The 18,827-nt window shown below is 63.2% G+C and carries 14 protein-coding genes and 1 pseudogene; 5 read left to right on the top strand and 10 right to left on the bottom strand.

What is annotated here, in order from left to right:
* Positions 1-601 (top strand): annotated as a pseudogene (locus tag FJ960_RS29560) (hypothetical protein); the annotation flags it as partial.
* A gap of 993 nt (positions 602-1,594) precedes the next feature.
* Here the strand turns inward: FJ960_RS29560 and FJ960_RS21430 are convergent.
* From FJ960_RS21430 to FJ960_RS21410, 5 genes are all read right to left on the bottom strand, one after another.
* On the bottom strand, positions 1,595-2,425 hold the full coding sequence (locus FJ960_RS21430) for a dipeptide ABC transporter ATP-binding protein (protein WP_140716587.1): 831 nt from the start codon (positions 2,423-2,425) through the stop codon (positions 1,595-1,597).
* A 2-nt stretch (positions 2,426-2,427) separates the two neighbouring features.
* Positions 2,428-3,279, bottom strand: a complete 852-nt coding sequence (locus FJ960_RS21425) for an ABC transporter ATP-binding protein (protein WP_140716601.1) — start codon at positions 3,277-3,279, stop codon at positions 2,428-2,430.
* A 2-nt stretch (positions 3,280-3,281) separates the two neighbouring features.
* Positions 3,282-4,136 carry an ABC transporter permease subunit gene (locus tag FJ960_RS21420; RefSeq protein WP_246672893.1) on the bottom strand — a complete coding sequence of 285 codons (855 nt, stop codon included), beginning with the start codon at positions 4,134-4,136 and terminating at the stop codon, positions 3,282-3,284.
* Positions 4,137-4,206: 70 nt separating this feature from the next.
* Complete coding sequence (locus FJ960_RS21415; RefSeq protein WP_140716583.1) at positions 4,207-5,214, bottom strand: ABC transporter permease subunit; 1,008 nt, start codon at positions 5,212-5,214, stop codon at positions 4,207-4,209.
* 50 nt (positions 5,215-5,264) lie between these two features.
* Entirely contained in the window at positions 5,265-6,857 is a 1,593-nt protein-coding gene (locus FJ960_RS21410) for an ABC transporter substrate-binding protein (protein ID WP_140509230.1), read from the bottom strand.
* Positions 6,858-7,327: 470 nt separating this feature from the next.
* On the opposite strand from FJ960_RS21410, the gene FJ960_RS21405 reads away from it, so the two are divergent.
* Entirely contained in the window at positions 7,328-9,316 is a 1,989-nt protein-coding gene (locus tag FJ960_RS21405; protein ID WP_140716581.1) for a long-chain fatty acid--CoA ligase, read from the top strand.
* A 92-nt stretch (positions 9,317-9,408) separates the two neighbouring features.
* Entirely contained in the window at positions 9,409-10,068 is a 660-nt protein-coding gene (locus tag FJ960_RS21400; RefSeq protein WP_140716599.1) for a methyltransferase, read from the top strand.
* On the opposite strand, the gene FJ960_RS21395 is transcribed toward FJ960_RS21400, so the two are convergent.
* Positions 10,052-10,774, bottom strand: coding sequence for an HAD family hydrolase (locus FJ960_RS21395; RefSeq protein WP_140716579.1), 723 nt, complete (start codon positions 10,772-10,774; stop codon positions 10,052-10,054). The genes FJ960_RS21400 and FJ960_RS21395 overlap by 17 nt on opposite strands.
* A 5-nt stretch (positions 10,775-10,779) precedes the next feature.
* Complete coding sequence (gene pgi / locus FJ960_RS21390; protein WP_140716577.1) at positions 10,780-12,423, bottom strand: glucose-6-phosphate isomerase; 1,644 nt, start codon at positions 12,421-12,423, stop codon at positions 10,780-10,782.
* Positions 12,424-12,738: 315 nt separating this feature from the next.
* Here pgi and FJ960_RS21385 point away from each other — a divergent pair, with 315 nt between their 5' ends.
* Positions 12,739-14,232 (top strand): PLP-dependent aminotransferase family protein, encoded by a 1,494-nt coding sequence (locus FJ960_RS21385; protein ID WP_015314107.1) that lies wholly within the window; start codon positions 12,739-12,741, stop codon positions 14,230-14,232.
* A gap of 180 nt (positions 14,233-14,412) precedes the next feature.
* Complete coding sequence (locus FJ960_RS21380) at positions 14,413-16,002, top strand: trimethylamine methyltransferase family protein (RefSeq protein ID WP_140509221.1); 1,590 nt, start codon at positions 14,413-14,415, stop codon at positions 16,000-16,002.
* Positions 16,003-16,023: 21 nt separating this feature from the next.
* Here FJ960_RS21380 and FJ960_RS21375 read toward each other — a convergent pair whose 3' ends face one another.
* From FJ960_RS21375 to FJ960_RS21365, 3 genes are all read right to left on the bottom strand, one after another.
* Positions 16,024-16,422, bottom strand: coding sequence for a hypothetical protein (locus tag FJ960_RS21375; RefSeq protein ID WP_140716575.1), 399 nt, complete (start codon positions 16,420-16,422; stop codon positions 16,024-16,026).
* A 66-nt stretch (positions 16,423-16,488) separates the two neighbouring features.
* Complete coding sequence (chrA, locus tag FJ960_RS21370) at positions 16,489-17,880, bottom strand: chromate efflux transporter (RefSeq protein WP_140716573.1); 1,392 nt, start codon at positions 17,878-17,880, stop codon at positions 16,489-16,491.
* A complete protein-coding gene (locus FJ960_RS21365) occupies positions 17,877-18,695 on the bottom strand; it encodes a sulfurtransferase/chromate resistance protein (RefSeq protein WP_140509216.1) in 819 nt (272 codons plus the stop codon). Before FJ960_RS21365 ends, chrA begins: the two co-directional genes overlap by 4 nt.
* Positions 18,696-18,827: the final 132 nt, after the last annotated feature.

Genomic DNA, 18,827 nt, shown 5'->3' with positions numbered 1-18,827 from the left:
GATCGGTGGCACGCTCAAGGTCGGCCAAGCGAACCTGGCGGGCATCAGCTCCATCAGTGGCGGTACGCTCACCACCGCGGAGGCCGCGCTCGACCTGTCGGGAATGACCGTCAGCTCCAATATAGTAAGCAGCAATGCCGGCGGCACCACCTTCACCGTCGCCGACGTTGCCGCGGCGTTCCATGTCTATGGCGGAGAGGGCAACGATACCCTCGTCGCCAGCGGCTTCACGCTCTCCCCTGATCAGAGGGACAGCATTTTTTTGACAAGCTCAGTCGAAGCCATCCGTGACGATAGCGGGCTCTACGGCAACGATCTGCCCAACGTTCTGTACGCAATCGCCAATGACATCATGACCGGCCAGGGAGGTAGCGACACATTCGTATTTTCGGCAGGTTTCGGGAACGCGGTGATCAAAGACTTCACACCGGGAAGCGATATAATTCGGATCCCCGATGAGCTTTTCGCTTCACCTCAGATCTTGGATCATGCGACGCAGCAAAATGCGGATGTCGTTTTCGAAACACTGACTGGAGATATTCTCAGTCTCTACAACGTGAACCTCGCAAGTCTAGGCTCAAATGACTTCGACTTGGTATGATGGCGAGCGGAGTCCGCTCCCCCGGACGGAAAGGCGCTTGTTCCCCTGGATAACGAATGTCTTTTGCCATTTGCCCACCAGGGCAGCGCCTAGCGCCGAAGAGCGACTGCCGTGGGCGAGGCGCTTGCGATTGTTGGCCGAAGCATCGCAGGTGCCCTCCCCTTGGCCCACAAGGCGATAGAGGTCCTGGCCTATGTCCTATTGGCGGTACCGATTGCCGCTGCGCTGCTCGCCGTCAAGGACGTGGCACAGCTGGACCTTGCGCGAGTTGCCCGCTTGGCCACCTTAAATGGCGGTGTACTGTCCGGGGGTTGACGTTAGCACGATCGGCAAGGCCCCTGCAGTTTTTCGGCGAACTTACCCGCTCAGCAAACGATTTGAGTGACTGCACTGTGTTGGCAGATCCCTCCTCCGACTCGCCCCCGACAGGCTGGTGCAGCGCGGCTCAATGTCTGGACGCCGCTACAAGCTGGCATGAGGCCGCCTTCCTGCGACAGCAACGAAGTGGAAGAATGCGGGTCCGATCATTTGCAGCCGGCGAAATCGGAGTTGCCGTATGTGTCGCGGCAGCTGGCACCGACGTCGCAAAGCTAAACATCGATGCTTGGCTAATCGACAAGATTGCACGCTATAAGTTGCCCAAACGGTATCTGTTCTGGACCGAACTGCCAAAGTCCGGTTATGGAAAGGTGTCGAAGAAGACGGTCAGGGAATTGCTCGCTAACCAGGTCTAATCGACGGTAGCCAACAACGTTATCTGGTAAGACAATAATCCATGCTTGTTGTGAGCGACTGCCTCGGCCAGCGAGTGTTAGTTTTAAGGTTCGCAGTTCGGGGAAGCAATTGTGGTTCAGGCGGATGCGCCTCCGTCGAGACCTCCGGCTTGTGATGTCTGCTCTCAGGCTTCGACCAGCGTATCTCATTGCGGTCGTCCATGTCATGGCAAGCCGTCTTGAGTAAAACCCGGTCGTTCAGAGCAGTTGGGTTTTGACTCTAGGCGGCCTTCTTCTTCGCCAGCCTCGCCTTGATCGACGCGACGTCGGCGCGTGGCGTCGCGGCGAATAGCGTCCTGGTGTAGCTGTGCTTGGGGTCGGCAAAGACGTCGTCGCGCGAGCCGTATTCGACGGCCTCGCCGAAATACATCACCATCACATCGTCGGCGATATAGCGCACCACCGAAAGGTCGTGGCTGATGAAGACATAGGTCAGCTGGAATTCATCCTGCAGGTCGGCGAGCAGGTTGAGCACCTGCGCCTGCACCGACAGGTCGAGTGCGGAGACCGGCTCGTCCAGCACCAGCAGGCTCGGGTTCAGCATCAGCGCACGGGCAATGGCGATGCGCTGGCGCTGGCCGCCCGAAAACATGTGCGGATAGCGGTTGTAGTGCTCGTGACCGAGGCCGACCTTCTTCAGCATCTTCATGGCGAGGTCGCGCCGTTCGGCGGCCGGCTTGTCGGTGTTGATCAGCAGCGGCTCGCCCAGCACATCGCCGATCTTCTGGCGCGGATTGAGCGATCCGTAAGGGTTCTGGAAGACGATCTGCACCTTGCGGCGCATCTCCTTCGTCAATCCGCCCTTGGCGATGTCGACCTTGTTGCCGTCGATGAACAATTCGCCTGACGTCGCGGGATCGATCAAGGTGATGATGCGGGCGAGCGTGGACTTGCCACAGCCGCTTTCGCCGACGATGGCCAGCGTCTTGCCCTTGTCCACCGTAAACGAGACGCCCTTGACCGCATGCACGGTGCGCGGTCCGGTGAACAGGCCGCCGCCGATATGGTAGTCGCGAACGATGTTCTTGCCTTCGAGGACCGTGGTGCTCATGCCTAGGCTCCCGCTGCCGAGGGGGCTGGCTCGAACAGCATGTCGGAAACGGTCGGCAGCCGGTCGCCGACGGCGTTTTCCGGCAAGGCCGAAAGCAGGGCGCGCGTGTAATTGCTCTTCGGTGATTCAAACAGCGAGAGCACGTCGGCCTCTTCCATCTTGCGGCCCTTGTACTGGACGATGACACGATCAGCGGTCTCGGCCACCACGCCCATATTGTGAGTGATCATGATCAGGCCCATGCCGTATTTGGCCTGCAGCGAGACGAGCAGATCGAGGATCTGCTTCTGGATGGTGACGTCGAGCGCGGTCGTCGGCTCGTCCGCGATCAAAAGCTTCGGATTGCAGGCAATGGCGATGGCGATCATGACGCGCTGGCACTGGCCGCCCGACATCTGGTGCGGAAACGAGCTAAGCCGTTCTTCCGGATCGGCAATGCCGACCAGCTTCATCAGCTCGATGGCGCGGGCCCGGCGCTGGGCGCGATCCATGCCCATGTGGAAGCGCAGCACTTCCTCGATCTGGAAGCCGACCGTGAAGCACGGGTTGAGGCTGGCGATCGGTTCCTGGAAGATCATCGAGATCTCCTTGCCGACAATCTTGCGGCGTTCGGACGGGCTGAGCTTCAACAGGTCGACGCCGTCGAAGGCCATGCGGTCGGCCTTGACGGTCGCGGTGTTTGGCAACAGCCCCATGACCGCCAGCATCGACACCGACTTGCCGGAGCCGGACTCGCCGACGATGGCCAGCACCTCGCGCGGCTCGACCGAAAGATCGATACCTTGCACGGCCATGAACGGTCCGGCGGCGGTGTCGAAGGAAACGGTGAGATTCTTGATCTCGAGCAGGGACATGCTCACGACCTCTTCAGCTTGGGGTCAAGCGCGTCGCGCAGGCCGTCGCCGATCAGGTTGATGGCAAAGACGGTGATCAGGATGGCAAGGCCGGGAAAGGTCACCACCCACCATGCGCGCAGAATGAACTCGCGCGCTTCAGCGAGCATCGTGCCCCATTCGGGTGTCGGCGGCTGCGCGCCCATACCGAGGAAGCCGAGTGCGGCCGCCTCGAGGATGGCGTTGGAGAAGGACAGCGTCGCCTGCACGATCAGCGGGGCGATACAGTTGGGCAGGATGGTGACCAGCATCAGCCTGAGATGGCTGGCGCCGGCGACCTTGGCCGAGACGACATATTCGCGGGTCTTCTCCGCCATTACAGCGGCGCGGGTCAGCCGGGCGAAGTGTGGCTGCAGCACGAAGGCGATGGCGATCATGGCGTTGACGAGGCCAGGGCCGAGCACCGCGACCAGCACCAGTGCCAGCAGCAGCGACGGGAAGGCCAGGATGATGTCCATGATGCGCATGATCAGCGTGTCGACCCAGCCACGGCAGTAACCGGCGAGCAGGCCGAGGATGACGCCGGAGATCAGCGCCGTGGTGACGACGACGAAGCCGATGGCGAGCGAGAAGCGCGAGCCATAGATCAGGCGCGAAAGCATATCGCGGCCGACGGCGTCGGTGCCGAGCAGGAACTGCGCGTTGCCGCCCGTCTGCCAGGCCGGCGGCGTCAGGAAGAAGTCGCGGAACTGATCGTCCGGCGAATGCGGGGCGAGCAGAGGCGCGAAGATGGCGATCAGGATCAGCAGGGCGAAGACGAAGAGACCGATCACCGCGCCCTTGTTGATCGAGAAATAGTGCCAGAATTCGCCGAACATCTGCAGCCGCGCGTCCTGCGGCTTGACGACGGTCGCGGCTTCGATGGCGGCTGGGCCTTCATTGGTCATGTCAATTCGCCCGGATGCGCGGGTTGATGACGGCATAGAGCACGTCGACGATAAGGTTCACCGACATGACGATCAGCGCGATCAAAAGCAACCCGCCCTGCACGGTGAAATAGTCGCGCTTGGAAATGGCATCGATCATCCACTTGCCGATGCCCGGCCACGAAAAGATGCTCTCGGTGAGGATGGCGCCGGTGAGCAGCGTGCCGACCTGCAGGCCGATGGTGGTGACGACCGGGATCAGCGCATTGCGGAAGGCATGCAGACCGATGACACGGCGCGGCGCCAGGCCCTTGGCGCGCGCGGTGCGTACATAATCCTCGCCCAGCACTTCGAGCATGGCCGAGCGCGTCTGCCTGGCGATGACCGCCAGCGGAATGGTGCCGAGCACGATGGTGGGCAGAATGAGGTGCGACACCGCCGAGCGGAAGGCGCCCTTCTGGCCCGAGATGAGGGAATCGATGGTCATGAAGCCGGTCACCGGCTTGAAGAAGTAGAGAAGGTCGATGCGGCCCGAGACCGGTGTCCAGTGCAGCGTACCGGAGAAGACGATGATCAGCAGCAGGCCCCACCAGAAGATCGGCATGGAATAGCCGGCGAGCGCGGTGCCCATGGTCAGCTGGTCGAACCAGGAGCCGCGGCGGATTGCGGCGAAAATGCCGAAGGCGACACCGAAGATGATGGCGAAGATCATGGCGAAGATGGCGAGTTCGACAGTCGCCGGGAACCGCACGAGGAAATCCTTGAGCACCGGCGTCTTGGTGGAAAACGAGGTGCCGAAATCGCCACCGAGGATGTTGGCCAGATAGGTCAGGTATTGTTGCCAGATCGGCAGGTCGAAACCGAACTGATGCATCAGCGCCGTGTGGCGTTCGGGCGACAGGCCACGTTCGCCCGCAAGCACCAGCACCGGATCACCGGGCAGGATGCGCACGAAGCCGAAAGCGAGGATGGTTATCCCGATGAAGGTCGGGATGATGAGGGCGAGCTTGCCGAGGATATAACGCAGCATGGCGGGCGAGGTGGGGCGGCGCCCTGTGGCGCCGTCCCGTTTCGCGAACCTTATTCGGCGATATCGACGCCGTCAAAGCGATGGATGCCGAGCGGATCCATCGCGAAGCCGGAGACTGTCTTCTGCATCGGCATGAACACCTTGGAGTGGGCGAGCGTCGCCCACGGTGCCTGCTCCTTGAAGATGACCTGTGCCTGTTCGTAGAGCTTGGTGCGCTCGGCCTGATCGGAAACCGTCTTGGCCTTGTTGATGAGCGCATCGAAGTCCTTGTTGCACCATTCCGCGCGGTTGTTCGAACCGACGGAAGCGCAGCTCAGGAGCACGCCGAGGAAGTTGTCCGGATCGCCATTGTCGCCGGTCCAGCCGACGATGACGGCGCCGTCGTGATCGACCGCCGAAGCGCGCTTGAGGTATTCACCCCAATCATAGCTGACGATGTTGACGGTGACGCCGACCTTGGCGAAGTCGGCCTGGATCAGCTCGGCGGTGCGGCGCGCGTTCGGCATGTACGGACGCGACACGGGCATGGCCCAGACGTTCATCTTGAGGTCCTTGACGCCGGCCTCTTCAAGCATCTTCTTGGCCGCGTCCGGATCGTACGGATCGTCCTTCACGTCCTTGTTGTAGGACCACATGGTCGGCGGGATCGGGTTGATCGCCACCTGGCCGGCGCCCTGGAACACGGCGTCGATAATGGCCTTCTTGTTGATGGCCATGTTGAGCGCCTTGCGGACGCGCACGTCGTCGAACGGCTTCTGCTGGGTGTTGTACATCAGCGCGCCGACGTTGAGGCCTTCCTGCTCCGCGACCGTCAGGTTCGGATCCGCCTGCAAGCCGGCGATGTCGGCTGGCGCCGGGTAGGACATGATGTTGCATTCGCCCGCCTTCAGCTTCTGCGCGCGCACCGCCGGATCGGTGGTGATGGCGAAGACCAGATCGTCGATCTTCTGCTTGCCGCCCCAATAATCCGGGTTGGCCTTGTAGCGGATGGCGGCGTCGGTCTGGTAGTCGACGAAGATGAACGGGCCGGTGCCGACCGGCTTCTGGTTGAACAATTCAGGCGTCTTGTCGGCCTGCAGCTTGTCGGCATATTCCTTCGAGACGATCGAGGCGAAATCCATGCCTAGCGTCGGAATGAAGGTGATCGCCGGCTCCTTGAGGGTGAACTTCACCGTGAGGTCGTCGACCTTCTCGACCTTGGTGATGTTGTCGCCGAACTGATCATTGTAATACTGATAGGCAATGCCCGGTATGTACTGGAACCAGGGGCCGTTCTTGTCGACCTGGCGCTGGAACGAGAACACCACGTCGTCGGCGTTCAGGTCGCGCGTCGGGGTGAAGTAGTCGGTGGGCGCGAACTTGACGCCCTTGCGCAGCTTGAAAGTATATTCCTTGCCGTCGTCGGAAATCGCCCAGCTGTCAGCAAGGCCGGGCGAGACCGAGGTCTTGCCGTGATCGAATTCGACGAGGCGGTTGAAGACGGTACGCGAGGACGCATCGAACGTCTGTCCCGCAGTGTACGGCGCCGGATCGAAACCTTCCGGCGACGCCTCCGCGCAATAGACCAGAGTTTTCGCGTTGGCCACGCCGCCCAGGACGCTTGCAGCCAGCAACGCGGCTGCAAAAGTCAATTTCTTCTTCATTGAGCACTCCCTGATGTTCTTCCAAGCCCCTCTATCAGGCTCGCGAAGCGCGCATATAAGCACCGTTTTTCCGGCTTTGGAACACCCCGTTTGCTTACCCCGCGGGAAGCAGGAAAAAAATCCGCGATTCTGCTAAATGGCAGAAAAAATTAGCAGTTTTTTCTATTCACGATATTATTAACGACCGCATTTTTTTATTGATCCGACGTCCGGCACCAAGGGTGCCGCGCGCCGTCTTCATCCGGCCATCAATGCGGAAAAAATGCCGGTTCCAAGTACAGCCGGCGGGAACGATTTCCGACGGCAAATCTTTCGGGGTCTTGCCGCAAGGGCAAGACTTGCACCGTCGCCGATAGAGGCAATACATAGGTGCACATGCTGGCGGCAGCGGAGGACGTCTCCATCAATCCGGAGGCGGCGCGGCGCGGCCCAACGAGAAACAGGCGACCAGGGTTGTCGAGGAGGAACGGGTGGCAAAAGCATCGAAGGCGCCAGTGAAGGCGTCGGCCAAGGCGGTCTCGAAACCAGCCGGTGGGCAAGGCAAAGCCGCAGCCGCGAAAGCGGCGGCCAAACCCGCCAAGAGCACCCCCACGGCGAAAGCAGCGGCCACCGCCAGCAAGAAGCCGGCGACGAAAGCCGCGCCGGCAAAGGCGTTCGCGACCAAGGCCGAATCGGGCAAGGCCGGAACGACGAAGAGTTCGCCACCAGCGAAGGCTGCACCTGTATCGAAACCGGCGACCCCGGCCAGCCAGCGGCTGCCGAAGGCGCTCACCGAACTCGCCGCCGGCCTGCCGCAAAAGCCATGGCTCAACAGCTATCCCAAGAACATGCCGGCCGAGATCGGCGCCCTTCCCTACAGTTCCATCGGCGACTTCCTCGTTGCCGCCTGCAAGCAGTTCGCCGGTCAGCCGGCTTTCACCTGCATGGGCAAGTCAATCACCTACGCTGAACTCGAACAGCTATCGGCGGCCTTCGGTGCCTATCTGCAGTCCACCGGATTGCAGAAGGGGGCGCGCGTCGCCCTGATGATGCCGAACGTGCTGCAGTATCCCGTGGCGATGATGGCGGTCGCCCGCGCCGGCTTCACGGTGGTGAACGTCAATCCGCTCTACACGCCGCGCGAACTGGAGCATCAGCTCAAGGATTCCGGGGCGCAGGCCATCGTCATCCTCGAAAACTTCGCCAACACCTTGCAGGCGGTCGTCGCCAGGACCTCGGTCAAGCATGTCATAGTCGCCGCCATGGGCGACCTGCTCGGCGGCCTGAAGGGCTCGATCGTCAATCTGGTCGTGCGCCGCGTCAAGAAAATGGTGCCGGCCTGGTCATTGCCCGGCCATGTCAAGTTCAATGCGGCCCTGAAGGCTGGCCGCGGCATGGCCTTCAAGCCGGCCACGGTGGCCGCCAGTGATGTCGCCTTCCTGCAATATACCGGCGGCACCACCGGAATCTCGAAAGGCGCGACCCTCTCGCACAGCAATGTACTGGCCAATGTCGCGCAGAATGCGCTGTGGCTGCAGGACGCCTACACCGTCAAGCCAAAGCCGGGGCATCTCAACCTCGTCTGCGCACTGCCGCTCTACCATATCTTCGCGCTGACGGTGAATGCGCTGATGGGCATGCAAATGGGCGGCCAGAACATACTGATCCCTAATCCGCGCGACATTCCCGGCTTCGTCAAGGAAATGGGCAAATACCCGATCCATATCTTTCCGGGCCTCAACACGCTGTTCAATGCGCTCTTGAACAATGAGGACTTCCGCAAGCTCGACTTCAGGCCGCTGCTGCTGACGCTGGGCGGCGGCATGGCGGTGCAGAAGGGCGTCGCCGAGCGCTGGAAGGCGCTGACCGGGTGCCCGATCAGCGAAGGCTACGGCCTTTCGGAGACCTCGCCGGTAGCGACGGCCAACAAATTCAGTTCCGGCGATTTCACCGGCACCATCGGCCTGCCGCTGCCCTCGACCGAAATCGCCATCCGCGACGACGACGGCAACAACGTGCCGCTCGGCGAGGTCGGCGAGATCTGCATCAGGGGACCGCAGGTGATGGCGGGTTACTGGAACCGGCCGGACGAGACCGCCAAGGTGATAGCCGAGGACGGCTTCTTCAAATCGGGCGACATGGGTTTCATGGACGAACGCGGCTACACCAAGATCGTCGATCGCAAGAAGGACATGATCCTCGTTTCCGGCTTCAACGTCTATCCGACCGAACTCGAGGAGGTCGTGGCGGCCCATCCCGGCGTGCTCGAAGTGGCGGCGATCGGCGTGCCGGACGAGCATTCGGGCGAAGTGCCGAAGCTGTTCATCGTCAAGAAGGATCCGGCCCTGACGGCCGAAGCCATCACCGCCTTTTGCCGTGAGAACCTGACCGGCTACAAGCGTCCCAGATACATCGAGTTCAGGACCGAATTGCCGAAGACGCCGGTCGGCAAGATCCTGCGGCGGGCTTTGCGCGAGTAGTGCGTGATAGTCCTGCCGACGGCGAGGCGCCGGACAACGATTTGCCAGGCCGGCACCTCCGCCTCGACCCGGCAGCGTTCATCAAGGCGAATATGCGCCTTGTCCCGGTACCAGCGCTTCCCGAAATCCAGCTGTACACCGCTCACCCGGGCAGCGGCTTGAGACGCCTCGTCGACCCTGAAGAGAATGGCGATGACACGCGGGAACCGCAGCCGCCCTACTGGGCCTATGCGTGGGCCGGCGGCGCCGTGCTGGCGCGCTACATCCTCGACCATCCGAAGATCGTGGCCGGCCGCCGCGTGCTCGACCTCGGAGCCGGGTCCGGCCTTGTCGGCATCGCCGCCGCGAAAGCCGGCGCGCGTGAGGTGATGGCCGCCGAGATCGACCGCAACGGCATCGCCGCGCTGGCGCTGAACGCAGCGGCCAATAGCGTCACGATCACGATGATGGGGGACGACATCACCACCGGGGCACCGCCCGCCGTGGACCTGGTGCTCGCCGGCGACGTTTTCTACGGTCAGAGTGTCGCCCTGGGGATGATGCCTTTCCTCGACCGCTGCCTCGCCGCCGGCATCGAGGTGCTGGTCGGCGATCCGGGCCGGGCCTATCTGCCGCGCTCGCGGCTGCGGCTGCTTGCCGAATACAAGGTGCCGGATTTCGGCGAGGCGAAAGACGCCGCGCTGAAGCCGAGCGCTGTCTTTCGCCTCCAGACCGAACAGTACGCCGGCCTGCCGATCAAGCCGTCTCCTTGACCCGCGCCGAAAGGAGATCCGGCAGGTCGGCAACCGAATCCAGGACGAGGTCGGCGATCTCGGCCAGCGATTCGCGGGTGCCGGTGCCGGAAAGCACGCCGACCGCGAGGCCGCAGCCGCCGGCACGCGCCATTTCGAGATCGTGCCTGTTATCGCCGACCATGGCGATCTCCGCCGGCTTCAGCCCGGTAAGATCGCAAAAGGCCTGGATGGTGTCGGGAGCTGGCTTGGGGTTGGCCACCGCGTCATAACCATAGGCGGCGTCGAACAGTTGCGCGACGCCGAGCGTGACCAAGGTCTTCTCCGCCCCGGTGGTCGAATCGTTGGTGGCGACGCCAAGCCGGTAGGATCGCTTGTGCAGCAGAGCCAGCGTGTCGACAATGCCGGGCAGCGCCACCGCCATCGCCGAGCCCTGCACCGAGGTGATCTCGTTGAAGCGGGCGACGGCAAGCATCTGATCCTCGTTGGACAGGCGGGGAAACCACAGTTCGACAACGTCGAGATTGGTGCCGGAGGCAAAGATGGAATCGGGTTTGAAGCGCCGGTTGACGAAATCGAAGCCGGCGGCCGCGAGCAACCTGTCGGCCTTCCAGCGGTCGCCCTCGGCTGCGTCCATGGCCATGAAATCGGCCACGCCGAGCCAGGTCGCGTTGAAATCGACAAGTGTCCCGTCCTTGTCGAACAATATGCCCTTGATGTCTGCCAAACTTTTCACTCCGAACCACGCAATTGGTGGATGTATCCCACAAGGCCAGCGGTCGACGCGTCGCGCTTGGCGGCACTTTCCGTGCCTTCCACGACAGGCAGGAGGCCGGTGGCAAGTTCCTTGCCGAGCTCGACGCCCCATTGGTCGAAGGAGTTGATGTTGAACAGCGTTCCCTCGACGAAGACGCGGTGTTCGTAGAGCGCGATCAGCCGGCCGAAGGTGCGCGGGTCGAGCTTACGGTAGAGGATGGTCACCGAGGGCCGATTGCCCGAGAAGACACGATGCGGCGCGATACGGTCGACGTCGGCCGGCTTCATGCCCTTGGCCAGCATCTGCGCGCGCGCCTCCTCCAGCGTGCGGCCCTTCATCAAGGCTTCCGACTGCGCCAGGCAGTTGGCGAGCAGCAGGTCATGCTGGTGCTTGAGATCAGGCTCGTGGCCGACGGCGGCGGCGAGGAACTCGACCGGGATCAAATCGGTGCCCTGGTGGAGCAGCTGAAAGAAGGCGTGCTGCCCGTTGGTGCCCGGCTCGCCCCAGACCAGCGGCCCGGTCGGCGTCGTCGCCGCAGTGCCCTCAAGGGTGACGCTCTTGCCGTTCGATTCCATGTCGAGCTGCTGCAGATAGGCCGGCAGCCTGGACAAACGCTGGTCGTAGGGGATGACCGCGCGGGCCGGGTAGCCGCAGATCACGCGATGCCACCAGCCGACAAGCCCCAGGAGCGCCGGTAGGTTCTTCCGGAGCGGCGCGGTGCGGAAATGCTCGTCCATCTCGTGTGCGCCGTCGAGGAAGGCGCGGAAATTACGCCGGCCTATGGCGATCATGACAGGCAGGCCGATCGCGCCCCACAGCGAATAGCGGCCGCCGACCCAGTCCCAGAAGCCGAAGACGCGATCCTGCTCGATGCCGAACCTGGCCACCAGGTCGAGCGCGGTCGAGACGGCAGCGAAATGCTTGCCCACGGCCTCCTTGCCCAAAGCCTTCTCCATCCATTGCCGCGCGGTCTGCGCATTGGTCATCGTCTCGACCGTGGTGAAGGTCTTGGAGGCGATGATGAACAGCGTGGTTTCGGCGGACAATCCCTTCAGCGTGTCGTGGATATGGGCGCCGTCGATGTTGGAGACGTAGTGCGCGCGCGGGCCGTCATGATAGGGGGCGAGCGCCAGCGTCGCCATGGCCGGACCAAGGTCCGAGCCGCCGATGCCGATATTGACGATGTCGGTGATCTTCTTGCCGGTGGCGCCTGTCGCCTTGCCGGAGCGGATGGCATCGGCGAAGGCGCCCATGGCCTCGAGCACGGAAATGACATCGGCCTTGACGTCCTGGCCGTCGACCGTGACACCCTTGCCGCTGAGGTTTCGCAGTGCCGTGTGCAGAACGGCGCGGTCTTCGGTGACGTTGATCTTCTTGCCGGCGAACATGGCGGCGCGGCGGCCTTCGAGATCGGCGGCGGCGGCGAGCTTTTCCAGGATATCCATGGTCGCCGCGTCGACGGCGCATTTCGACCAGTCGAGCAGGAGATCGCCATCGGTGGTGGAGAATGTCTTGAAGCGCTGCGGATCGGCGGCGAAGACCTGGCGCATGTCGCTAGGTGCGGCGGCGCGATGATCGCGCAGGGCGGCAAGCTGTTTCTGGAAGGCTGACTGATCCACTGGCGGGGGACTCCTGGCGTTTTGGACGCACCATATCAGACCGGATGTTTCCGGCGCGTGTCGTCGCGCCGAAACTATTGAGCCGAATTCCATGCGGTCAATACGCGGCGATGACGCAGCGCATCACGATGCGATGACACAATGTATCAGCAGGTATCGAGCAGCGAGGCGCCAGCGTCCTGTGTTTCGGGCCTGAAGGATCACTGGCATAAATCCCAAAGATCAGAAAAATTGATTGGCGCAACCCCTTGTGCCACGGCTACGTTCGGCTGGTCCAGCCAAGCGAAAAAAGCTGGCCATCGAGGAACATCTTCCATGCCACAGAGAAACGACACGGCGATATGGTCCGGCCTGTTCCGGATTTCGGCTGAATCCGGCCAGACCCTGCAGGCGCAGATCCGCCAAGCCATCGTGGCCGCCATTCTCGACCGCCAGATCGCCGCTTCGATGCCGCTTCCCTCCTGCCGGATCCTGGCCGAAAAACTCGGCGTGGCGCGCGGAACGGTGGTGCTGGCCTTCCAGCAGCTCGTCGACCAGGGTTTCCTGGTGGCGCGCGAGCGGCGCGGCCATTTCGTCAATCCGGACGTGCTGGCGACACCGGCCAAGCCGCACCAGAAGGCGCCCGACCAAGCCAATGAGATCGACTGGAAGGCACGCCGGCAGATCGCCGCCAGCGACATGCCGCCGCCGGCCAAGCACGAGAACTGGATCAAGTCGTCCTACCCCTTCGTCTACGGCCAGTTCGACCCGGCGCTGTTCCCGACCGCCGAGTGGCGCGAGTGCAACCGCATGGCGCTGGCCGTGCTGGAGATCCGCAACTGGGCGTCCGACATGGTTGACCGCGACGATCCGCTGCTGATCGAGCAAATCCAGGCCCGGCTGCTGCCCAGGCGCGGCATCTTCGCCAATCCCGACGAGATCATCGTCACGCTGGGCGCCCAGAATGCGCTCTACATGCTCGCTTCGCTCTTGATGACCAAGGGCTCGAAAGTGGCGATGGAAGATCCGGGCTACCCCGACGCGCGCTCGATCTTCCGGCTCGCCGGCGCCGACATCGAGCCGGTGCCGGTCGACCAGTCCGGCATCGTAACCTCTTCTATTCCCAATGATTCCGGCTTCGTCTTCGTCACGCCGAGCCATCATTGCCCGACCATGGTGCCGTTGTCGGCGGAGCGGAGGCAGGATCTTCTGGCGCGCGCCAACCGGCACAACCAGATCATCATCGAGGACGGCTATGACAGCCAACTTCTCGACGAGGCGCCTCAGCAGGCGCTGAAGAGCCTCGACCGCTCCGGCCGTGTCGTCTATGTCGGCTCGATGTCGAAGACGCTGGCCCCCGGTCTGCGGCTTGGCTACATCGTGGCCTCGGCTGGACTAATCGCCGAACTCAGGGCACTGCGGCGCTTCATGCTGCGCCATCCGCCGGCGAACAACCAGCGCGCCGTGGCGCTGTTCCTGTCGCTCGGCCATCACGAAGCACTGGTGCGGCGGCTGTCGAGCGCCTTCGACGAGCGGCGCAAGCGTCTGGTCCATGCGATTTCCGCCTTCTTGCCGGAGTGGCGCTCGACGGATTCGGCCGGCGGCACGTCGCTTTGGCTGGAGGGGCCACGCGGCACCGATTCGCGCGGTTTGGCCGAGGCCGCGGCCTCGCGCAGCGTCATTATCGAGCCGGGCGACCGGTTCTTCGACCGCACCGAAAAGCCTTCGCGTTTCATGCGGTTGGGCATTTCCTCGATCGCGCTGCAGCACATCGAGCCCGGAATCCGGGAACTGGCCACCGCTGCTGGCCGCAGGCCCGCAGCCGCCTGATTCCACTGACCGGAGCCGCGCAATAGCGGCTTCGGCTCCTTTAGCTCTGGCATATGCAACCGGACCAGCTGGCTCATAGGCTGTGCCAATGCCGGCGGCATAGTCGTGGCACAAAGGGGAAGAAGCAGCCGATGGTGGACCAACCGCCGCGCTGTTTCTCGTGAAAGGTGGAGTGCTTCGATGTCTGTGGTTCTTGAAAAACAGGAAGCGGCAGCGGATCAACGCTCGCGCCGCTCCGGCGGACGCGAAGCGCGCCGCGCGATGCGGGCAGCGCCCTTGGCCGACGACATCAAGCCGGTGCGCGCCGGGCTTGAGGGTGGCAGCTACGGACCACTCAAGGGCAATGATCGCGAGCGCATCCACGAAGCGGTGCTGACGCTTCTGGAGACAGTCGGCTTCGCCAACGCCATTCCCTCCTGCATCGAGGCGCTGACCCAGGCCGGCGCCACCTATGGCGACGATGGCCGCATCCGGTTCCCGCGCGCGCTGGTGCTCGAGACGGTCAAGAAGGCGGCACGGAATTTCACCTTGCACGGCCAGGATCCCAAACACGACATGGTGATCCAGGGCAAGCGCGTGCATTACGGAACGGCCGGCGCCGCGGTTCATCTGGTCGATGTCGAGAAGCGCGAATATCGCGAGTCGCTGCTGCAGGACATCTATGACGCCGCCCGCATCGTCGAAGGGCTCGACAACATCCATTTCTTCCAGCGGCCGATGGTGCCGCGCGACATTCCAGATCCGCTCGAAATGGACTTCAACACGCTCTACGCCTGCGTGATGGGCACGTCCAAGCATGTCGGCACCTCGTTTACGGTGCGCGAGAACGTGCAGCCGGCGCTCGAAATGCTCTATGCCATTGCCGGCGGCGAGGAGAATTTCCGCGCCCGGCCGTTCGTGTCGAACTCGAACTGCTTCGTCGTGCCGCCGATGAAATTCGCCGAGGATGCCTGCGGCGTGCTCGAGGCCTGCGTCGAGGGCGGCATTCCGATCCTTCTGTTGTCGGCGGGACAGGCCGGAGCCACGGCACCGGCGGCGATTGCCGGCGCCGTGGTACAAGCGGTCGCCGAAGTGCTGGCCGGCCTGGTCTATGTCAACGCCATCAAACCAGGACATCCGGCGATCTTCGGCACATGGCCCTTCGTATCGGACCTGCGCACAGGCGCCATGTCGGGCGGCTCCGCCGAGCAGGCCGTGCTGACCGCGGCCTGCGCCCAGATGGCGCAATTCTACGATTTGCCGGGCGGTTCAGCCGCCGGCATGACGGATTCGAAACTGCCCGACATCCAATCCGGCTATGAAAAGGGCATCACCGACGTGATGGCGGGCCTTGCCGGGCTTAACCTGGTCTACGAATCGGCCGGCATGCATGCCTCGCTGCTCGGCTTCTGCCTTGAAAGCCTGATCATCGACAACGACATGCTCGGCCATTGCCTGCGCTGCGTGCGCGGCATCGAGGTGACCGACGAAGCGCTGTCGATCGACACCATCGCCGATGTCTGCCTGAAAGGCCCGGGGCACTATCTCGGCAACGAACAGACGCTGCGACTGATGCAGACCGAGTATTTCTATCCTGCCGTCGGCGATCGCTTTTCGCCGAAGGAGTGGAACGAGAAGGGTCGGCCCGACATCCTGCAGCGCGCGATCATCGAGAAGAAGCGCGTCCTTGCCGAACGCTTTCCGCGCCATGTGCCGAAGCTGCTCGACGACAAATTACGTGCCCGCTTCGGCGACATGATCAAGCTGCCGCGCGGCGGCATGGGCGGTTAAGCCCGCTCCCCGTCAAACAATCTAGTCGGCAGCCAGCCCGTAGCGTTCGACGACTTCGGCGTTGATCAGCTTGGCGTGCAGTGCCATCAGCACGATCCGCGCATCGAAGCTGTCGCCAGTTTCGAGAGCCGCCTCGATCCGGCGCTCCGCGTCGAGCCGCTGTTGCGGACCTTGCGCACGCTCGAAGGTTTCCGGTCCGGCGATGCAATAGCTGAACAGGTTCGCCACCTGCGGATAGGCCTGTGGTGGCGGCTCCTCGGGCCAGTGGTCCTTCATCAGATTGACGATGGTGAGTTTCACCCCTTCGGAGACGAGGGCGGGATGCAGGTCGGCACCACGCAAGGCGGCATCGAGCTGCCGCAAATCACCCGAGCGGCCGAACATGCCGAGAAAGCCGAGGGAGGAGCGTCGTCCCGCCATTGATGGTCCAATCCGTTTTCCACCAGTTAGGTGGTTCGGAAGCGGAATACAAAGGAAGCGGAATATCTAGTTGCCCGCCGCCAACAGCAACACGCCGGCAAGAGCACACCCCGCAAGCGTCGGCAGCACACCGGTTTTCAACCTCAGGATGGCGACCATGGCGGCCAGGGAAAGCAGCGCGGCTCGCCAGTCGATCGACGAAAGCACCGGCACATTCATGCCAAGGCCCGTCATCTGCACCTCGCGGAAGACGACGTGCAAGGCAAACCACAGAGCAAGGTTCATGATGACGCCGACAACAGCGGCGGTGATCGCGCCCAGTGCGGCCGACAACACCTTGTTGCCGCGCAGAGCCTCGATATAGGGCGCGCCGAGGAATATCCAGAAGAAGCAGGGCGTGAACGTAACCCACAAGGTCAGCAGCGCTCCAAGCGATCCGCCGAGCAACGGGTTCAGCGAGCCGGCGTGGCGAAACGCGGCGATGAAGCCGACAAACTGCAAAACCAGAATGAGCGGCCCCGGCGTGGTTTCGGCAAGCCCGAGGCCATCGACCATCTCGCCGGGCGCCAGCCAGCCGAACGATTCGACGGCGGCCTGTGCGACATAGGCAAGAACCGCGTAGGCGCCGCCGAAGGTGACGACCGCCATGAGGCTGAAGAACCCGCCGATCTGCGTCCACACGCTGCTTGTACCGGTGAGCGCCCAGAGCAACAGAACCGGCCCGAGCCAGATCGGCAGCCAGATCGCGACGGTGCGCGGCGCATGCCATCGTGTCGGCCGGGTGTGAGCCAGTTCGCCGCGTTCGAACATCAGGTCGACCGCGCCCCTGATATCGGGAGTGTCGTTCTTGCCGTGCGCCGCACTGGAAAACAGGGCCGGCGCGACGCGGTTTCCCAGCCATCCCACCAGACCTGCAACCAGCACGATGAGCGGGAACGGGATGCTGAGCACATAGATGCCAAGAAATGCGCAAACCGCGATCGCCACCATCACCCGGTTCTTCAAGGCGCGGCGGCCGATGCGGATCACCGCCTCCACGACAACGGCGAGCACGGCGGCCTTCACCCCGAAGAACAGCGCCGCGACGAGCGGCACATCGCCATAGAGCGCATAGAAGATGCTCAAGGTGAGCATGACGAGTGCGCCGGGCACCACGAACAGGACACCGGCGACAAGGCCGCCGATCGTCCTGTGCAGCAGCCAGCCTATATAGATGGCGAGCTGCTGGGCCTCGGGACCGGGCAGCAGCATGCAGTAGTTCAAGGCATGCAGGAAACGTTGTTCGCCGATCCACCGCCTCTCCTCGACCAGCTCCTTGTGCATGAGCGCGATCTGCCCCGCTGGCCCGCCGAAGCTCAGCAATCCGATCTTTGCCCAGAGTTTCGTGGCTTCGCGGAAGCTCGGGACCGCCGGCGCCACGACGATGTCGAGCTCTTTCCCCGATATGAGGCTGCTCATGACGGCTTCACCCCACCCGGCCAGTTGTGCGTCTCGTCGGTGGCGTCGCGGCACCAGCGGAAGAACGCGTCATAGAGCATCATGCCGGCGTCCAGCTGCTCCAGATCGTCGCGGAACATACGTGACAGACCAAGCGAGGCGGCGAGAAATCCGGCGGCCTGGGGAGCCAGGTCAAGGCGGGCGGTGTCGGCCGCGCGCACGATCGTGGCAAGGCGATCGAGCGCCTGGGATTCCAGCCCGAACTCCTCGATCATCGCGTCGAACGTGCAGCGTTCGCCACGATGGCTCCAGAATACATTGTCGATGTCGAAGGGCACGGCCTGAAAGCGGTCGGCGACAGCAGGCACTTCGGCCGCCTCGACAAAGAGAAAGACCGCATGCGGATCGATGAAACGCCGGATCAGCCAGGGGCAGGCGATGCGGTCGATCTTGGGGCGAGCCCTCGTCACCCAGACGGTGCGGCCTTTTTCATCGCGGGACGGTATCTTGTCGGAGCGGACCAGAAGGCCGCCGGCATCGCGCCAGGCCTCGAAACCGCCTTCGAGGGATTCGGCGGCAACGCCTTGGTGCCGCAGCCAGGCGGCCACGCCCTGCGAGAGCTTTTGCCCCTTCTGGCAGACGACGGCCACTTGGCTGCCGGCAAGGTCGGCTGCCCAGGCCGAGACGGTTTTGAAGTTGCGCCGGTGCGAGGCCGGCAGCAGGCGCGGATCGGCGTCGTAATCGTCATCGATGCGGACATCGACGACCACAGGTGCGCCGGGCAGACCAATCAGACGGGATAGTTGCTGTACGGTGATAGCGGTTGTTGACGGCATGGCGTCCACCTCCTGAACAGAGAAGCCTGGACGCGAACATTGGGCTGACGCCTCACGGGGTCGTCGCGATGCACCCCTTGGCGTGATCGTGGAATTGTTGGGCAGGCTTGTCAAGGACCGAGCGTTCCCGGC

The sequence above is a fragment of the Mesorhizobium sp. B2-3-11 genome (genome assembly GCF_006442215.1).
Classification (GTDB): Bacteria; Pseudomonadota; Alphaproteobacteria; order Rhizobiales; family Rhizobiaceae; genus Mesorhizobium; species Mesorhizobium salmacidum.
The sequence above is the reverse complement of the archived record's forward strand: the minus strand, read 5'-3'. Positions and strand labels throughout refer to the sequence as shown.

Bases quoted from the DNA above. Each gene is read 5' to 3' on its own strand.
- FJ960_RS21430 (WP_140716587.1), bottom strand. From the start codon at position 2,425: ATGAGCACCACGGTCCTCGAAGGCAAGAACATCGTTCGCGACTACCAT.
- FJ960_RS21425 (WP_140716601.1), bottom strand. From the start codon at position 3,279: ATGTCCCTGCTCGAGATCAAGAATCTCACCGTTTCCTTCGACACCGCC.
- FJ960_RS21420 (WP_246672893.1), bottom strand. From the start codon at position 4,136: ATGTTCGGCGAATTCTGGCACTATTTCTCGATCAACAAGGGCGCGGTG.
- FJ960_RS21415 (WP_140716583.1), bottom strand. From the start codon at position 5,214: ATGCTGCGTTATATCCTCGGCAAGCTCGCCCTCATCATCCCGACCTTC.
- FJ960_RS21410 (WP_140509230.1), bottom strand. From the start codon at position 6,857: ATGAAGAAGAAATTGACTTTTGCAGCCGCGTTGCTGGCTGCAAGCGTC.
- FJ960_RS21400 (WP_140716599.1), top strand. From the start codon at position 9,409: ATGCGCCTTGTCCCGGTACCAGCGCTTCCCGAAATCCAGCTGTACACC.
- FJ960_RS21385 (WP_015314107.1), top strand. From the start codon at position 12,739: ATGCCACAGAGAAACGACACGGCGATATGGTCCGGCCTGTTCCGGATT.
- FJ960_RS21380 (WP_140509221.1), top strand. From the start codon at position 14,413: ATGTCTGTGGTTCTTGAAAAACAGGAAGCGGCAGCGGATCAACGCTCG.
- FJ960_RS21375 (WP_140716575.1), bottom strand. From the start codon at position 16,422: ATGGCGGGACGACGCTCCTCCCTCGGCTTTCTCGGCATGTTCGGCCGC.
- chrA (WP_140716573.1), bottom strand. From the start codon at position 17,880: ATGAGCAGCCTCATATCGGGGAAAGAGCTCGACATCGTCGTGGCGCCG.
- FJ960_RS21365 (WP_140509216.1), bottom strand. From the start codon at position 18,695: ATGCCGTCAACAACCGCTATCACCGTACAGCAACTATCCCGTCTGATT.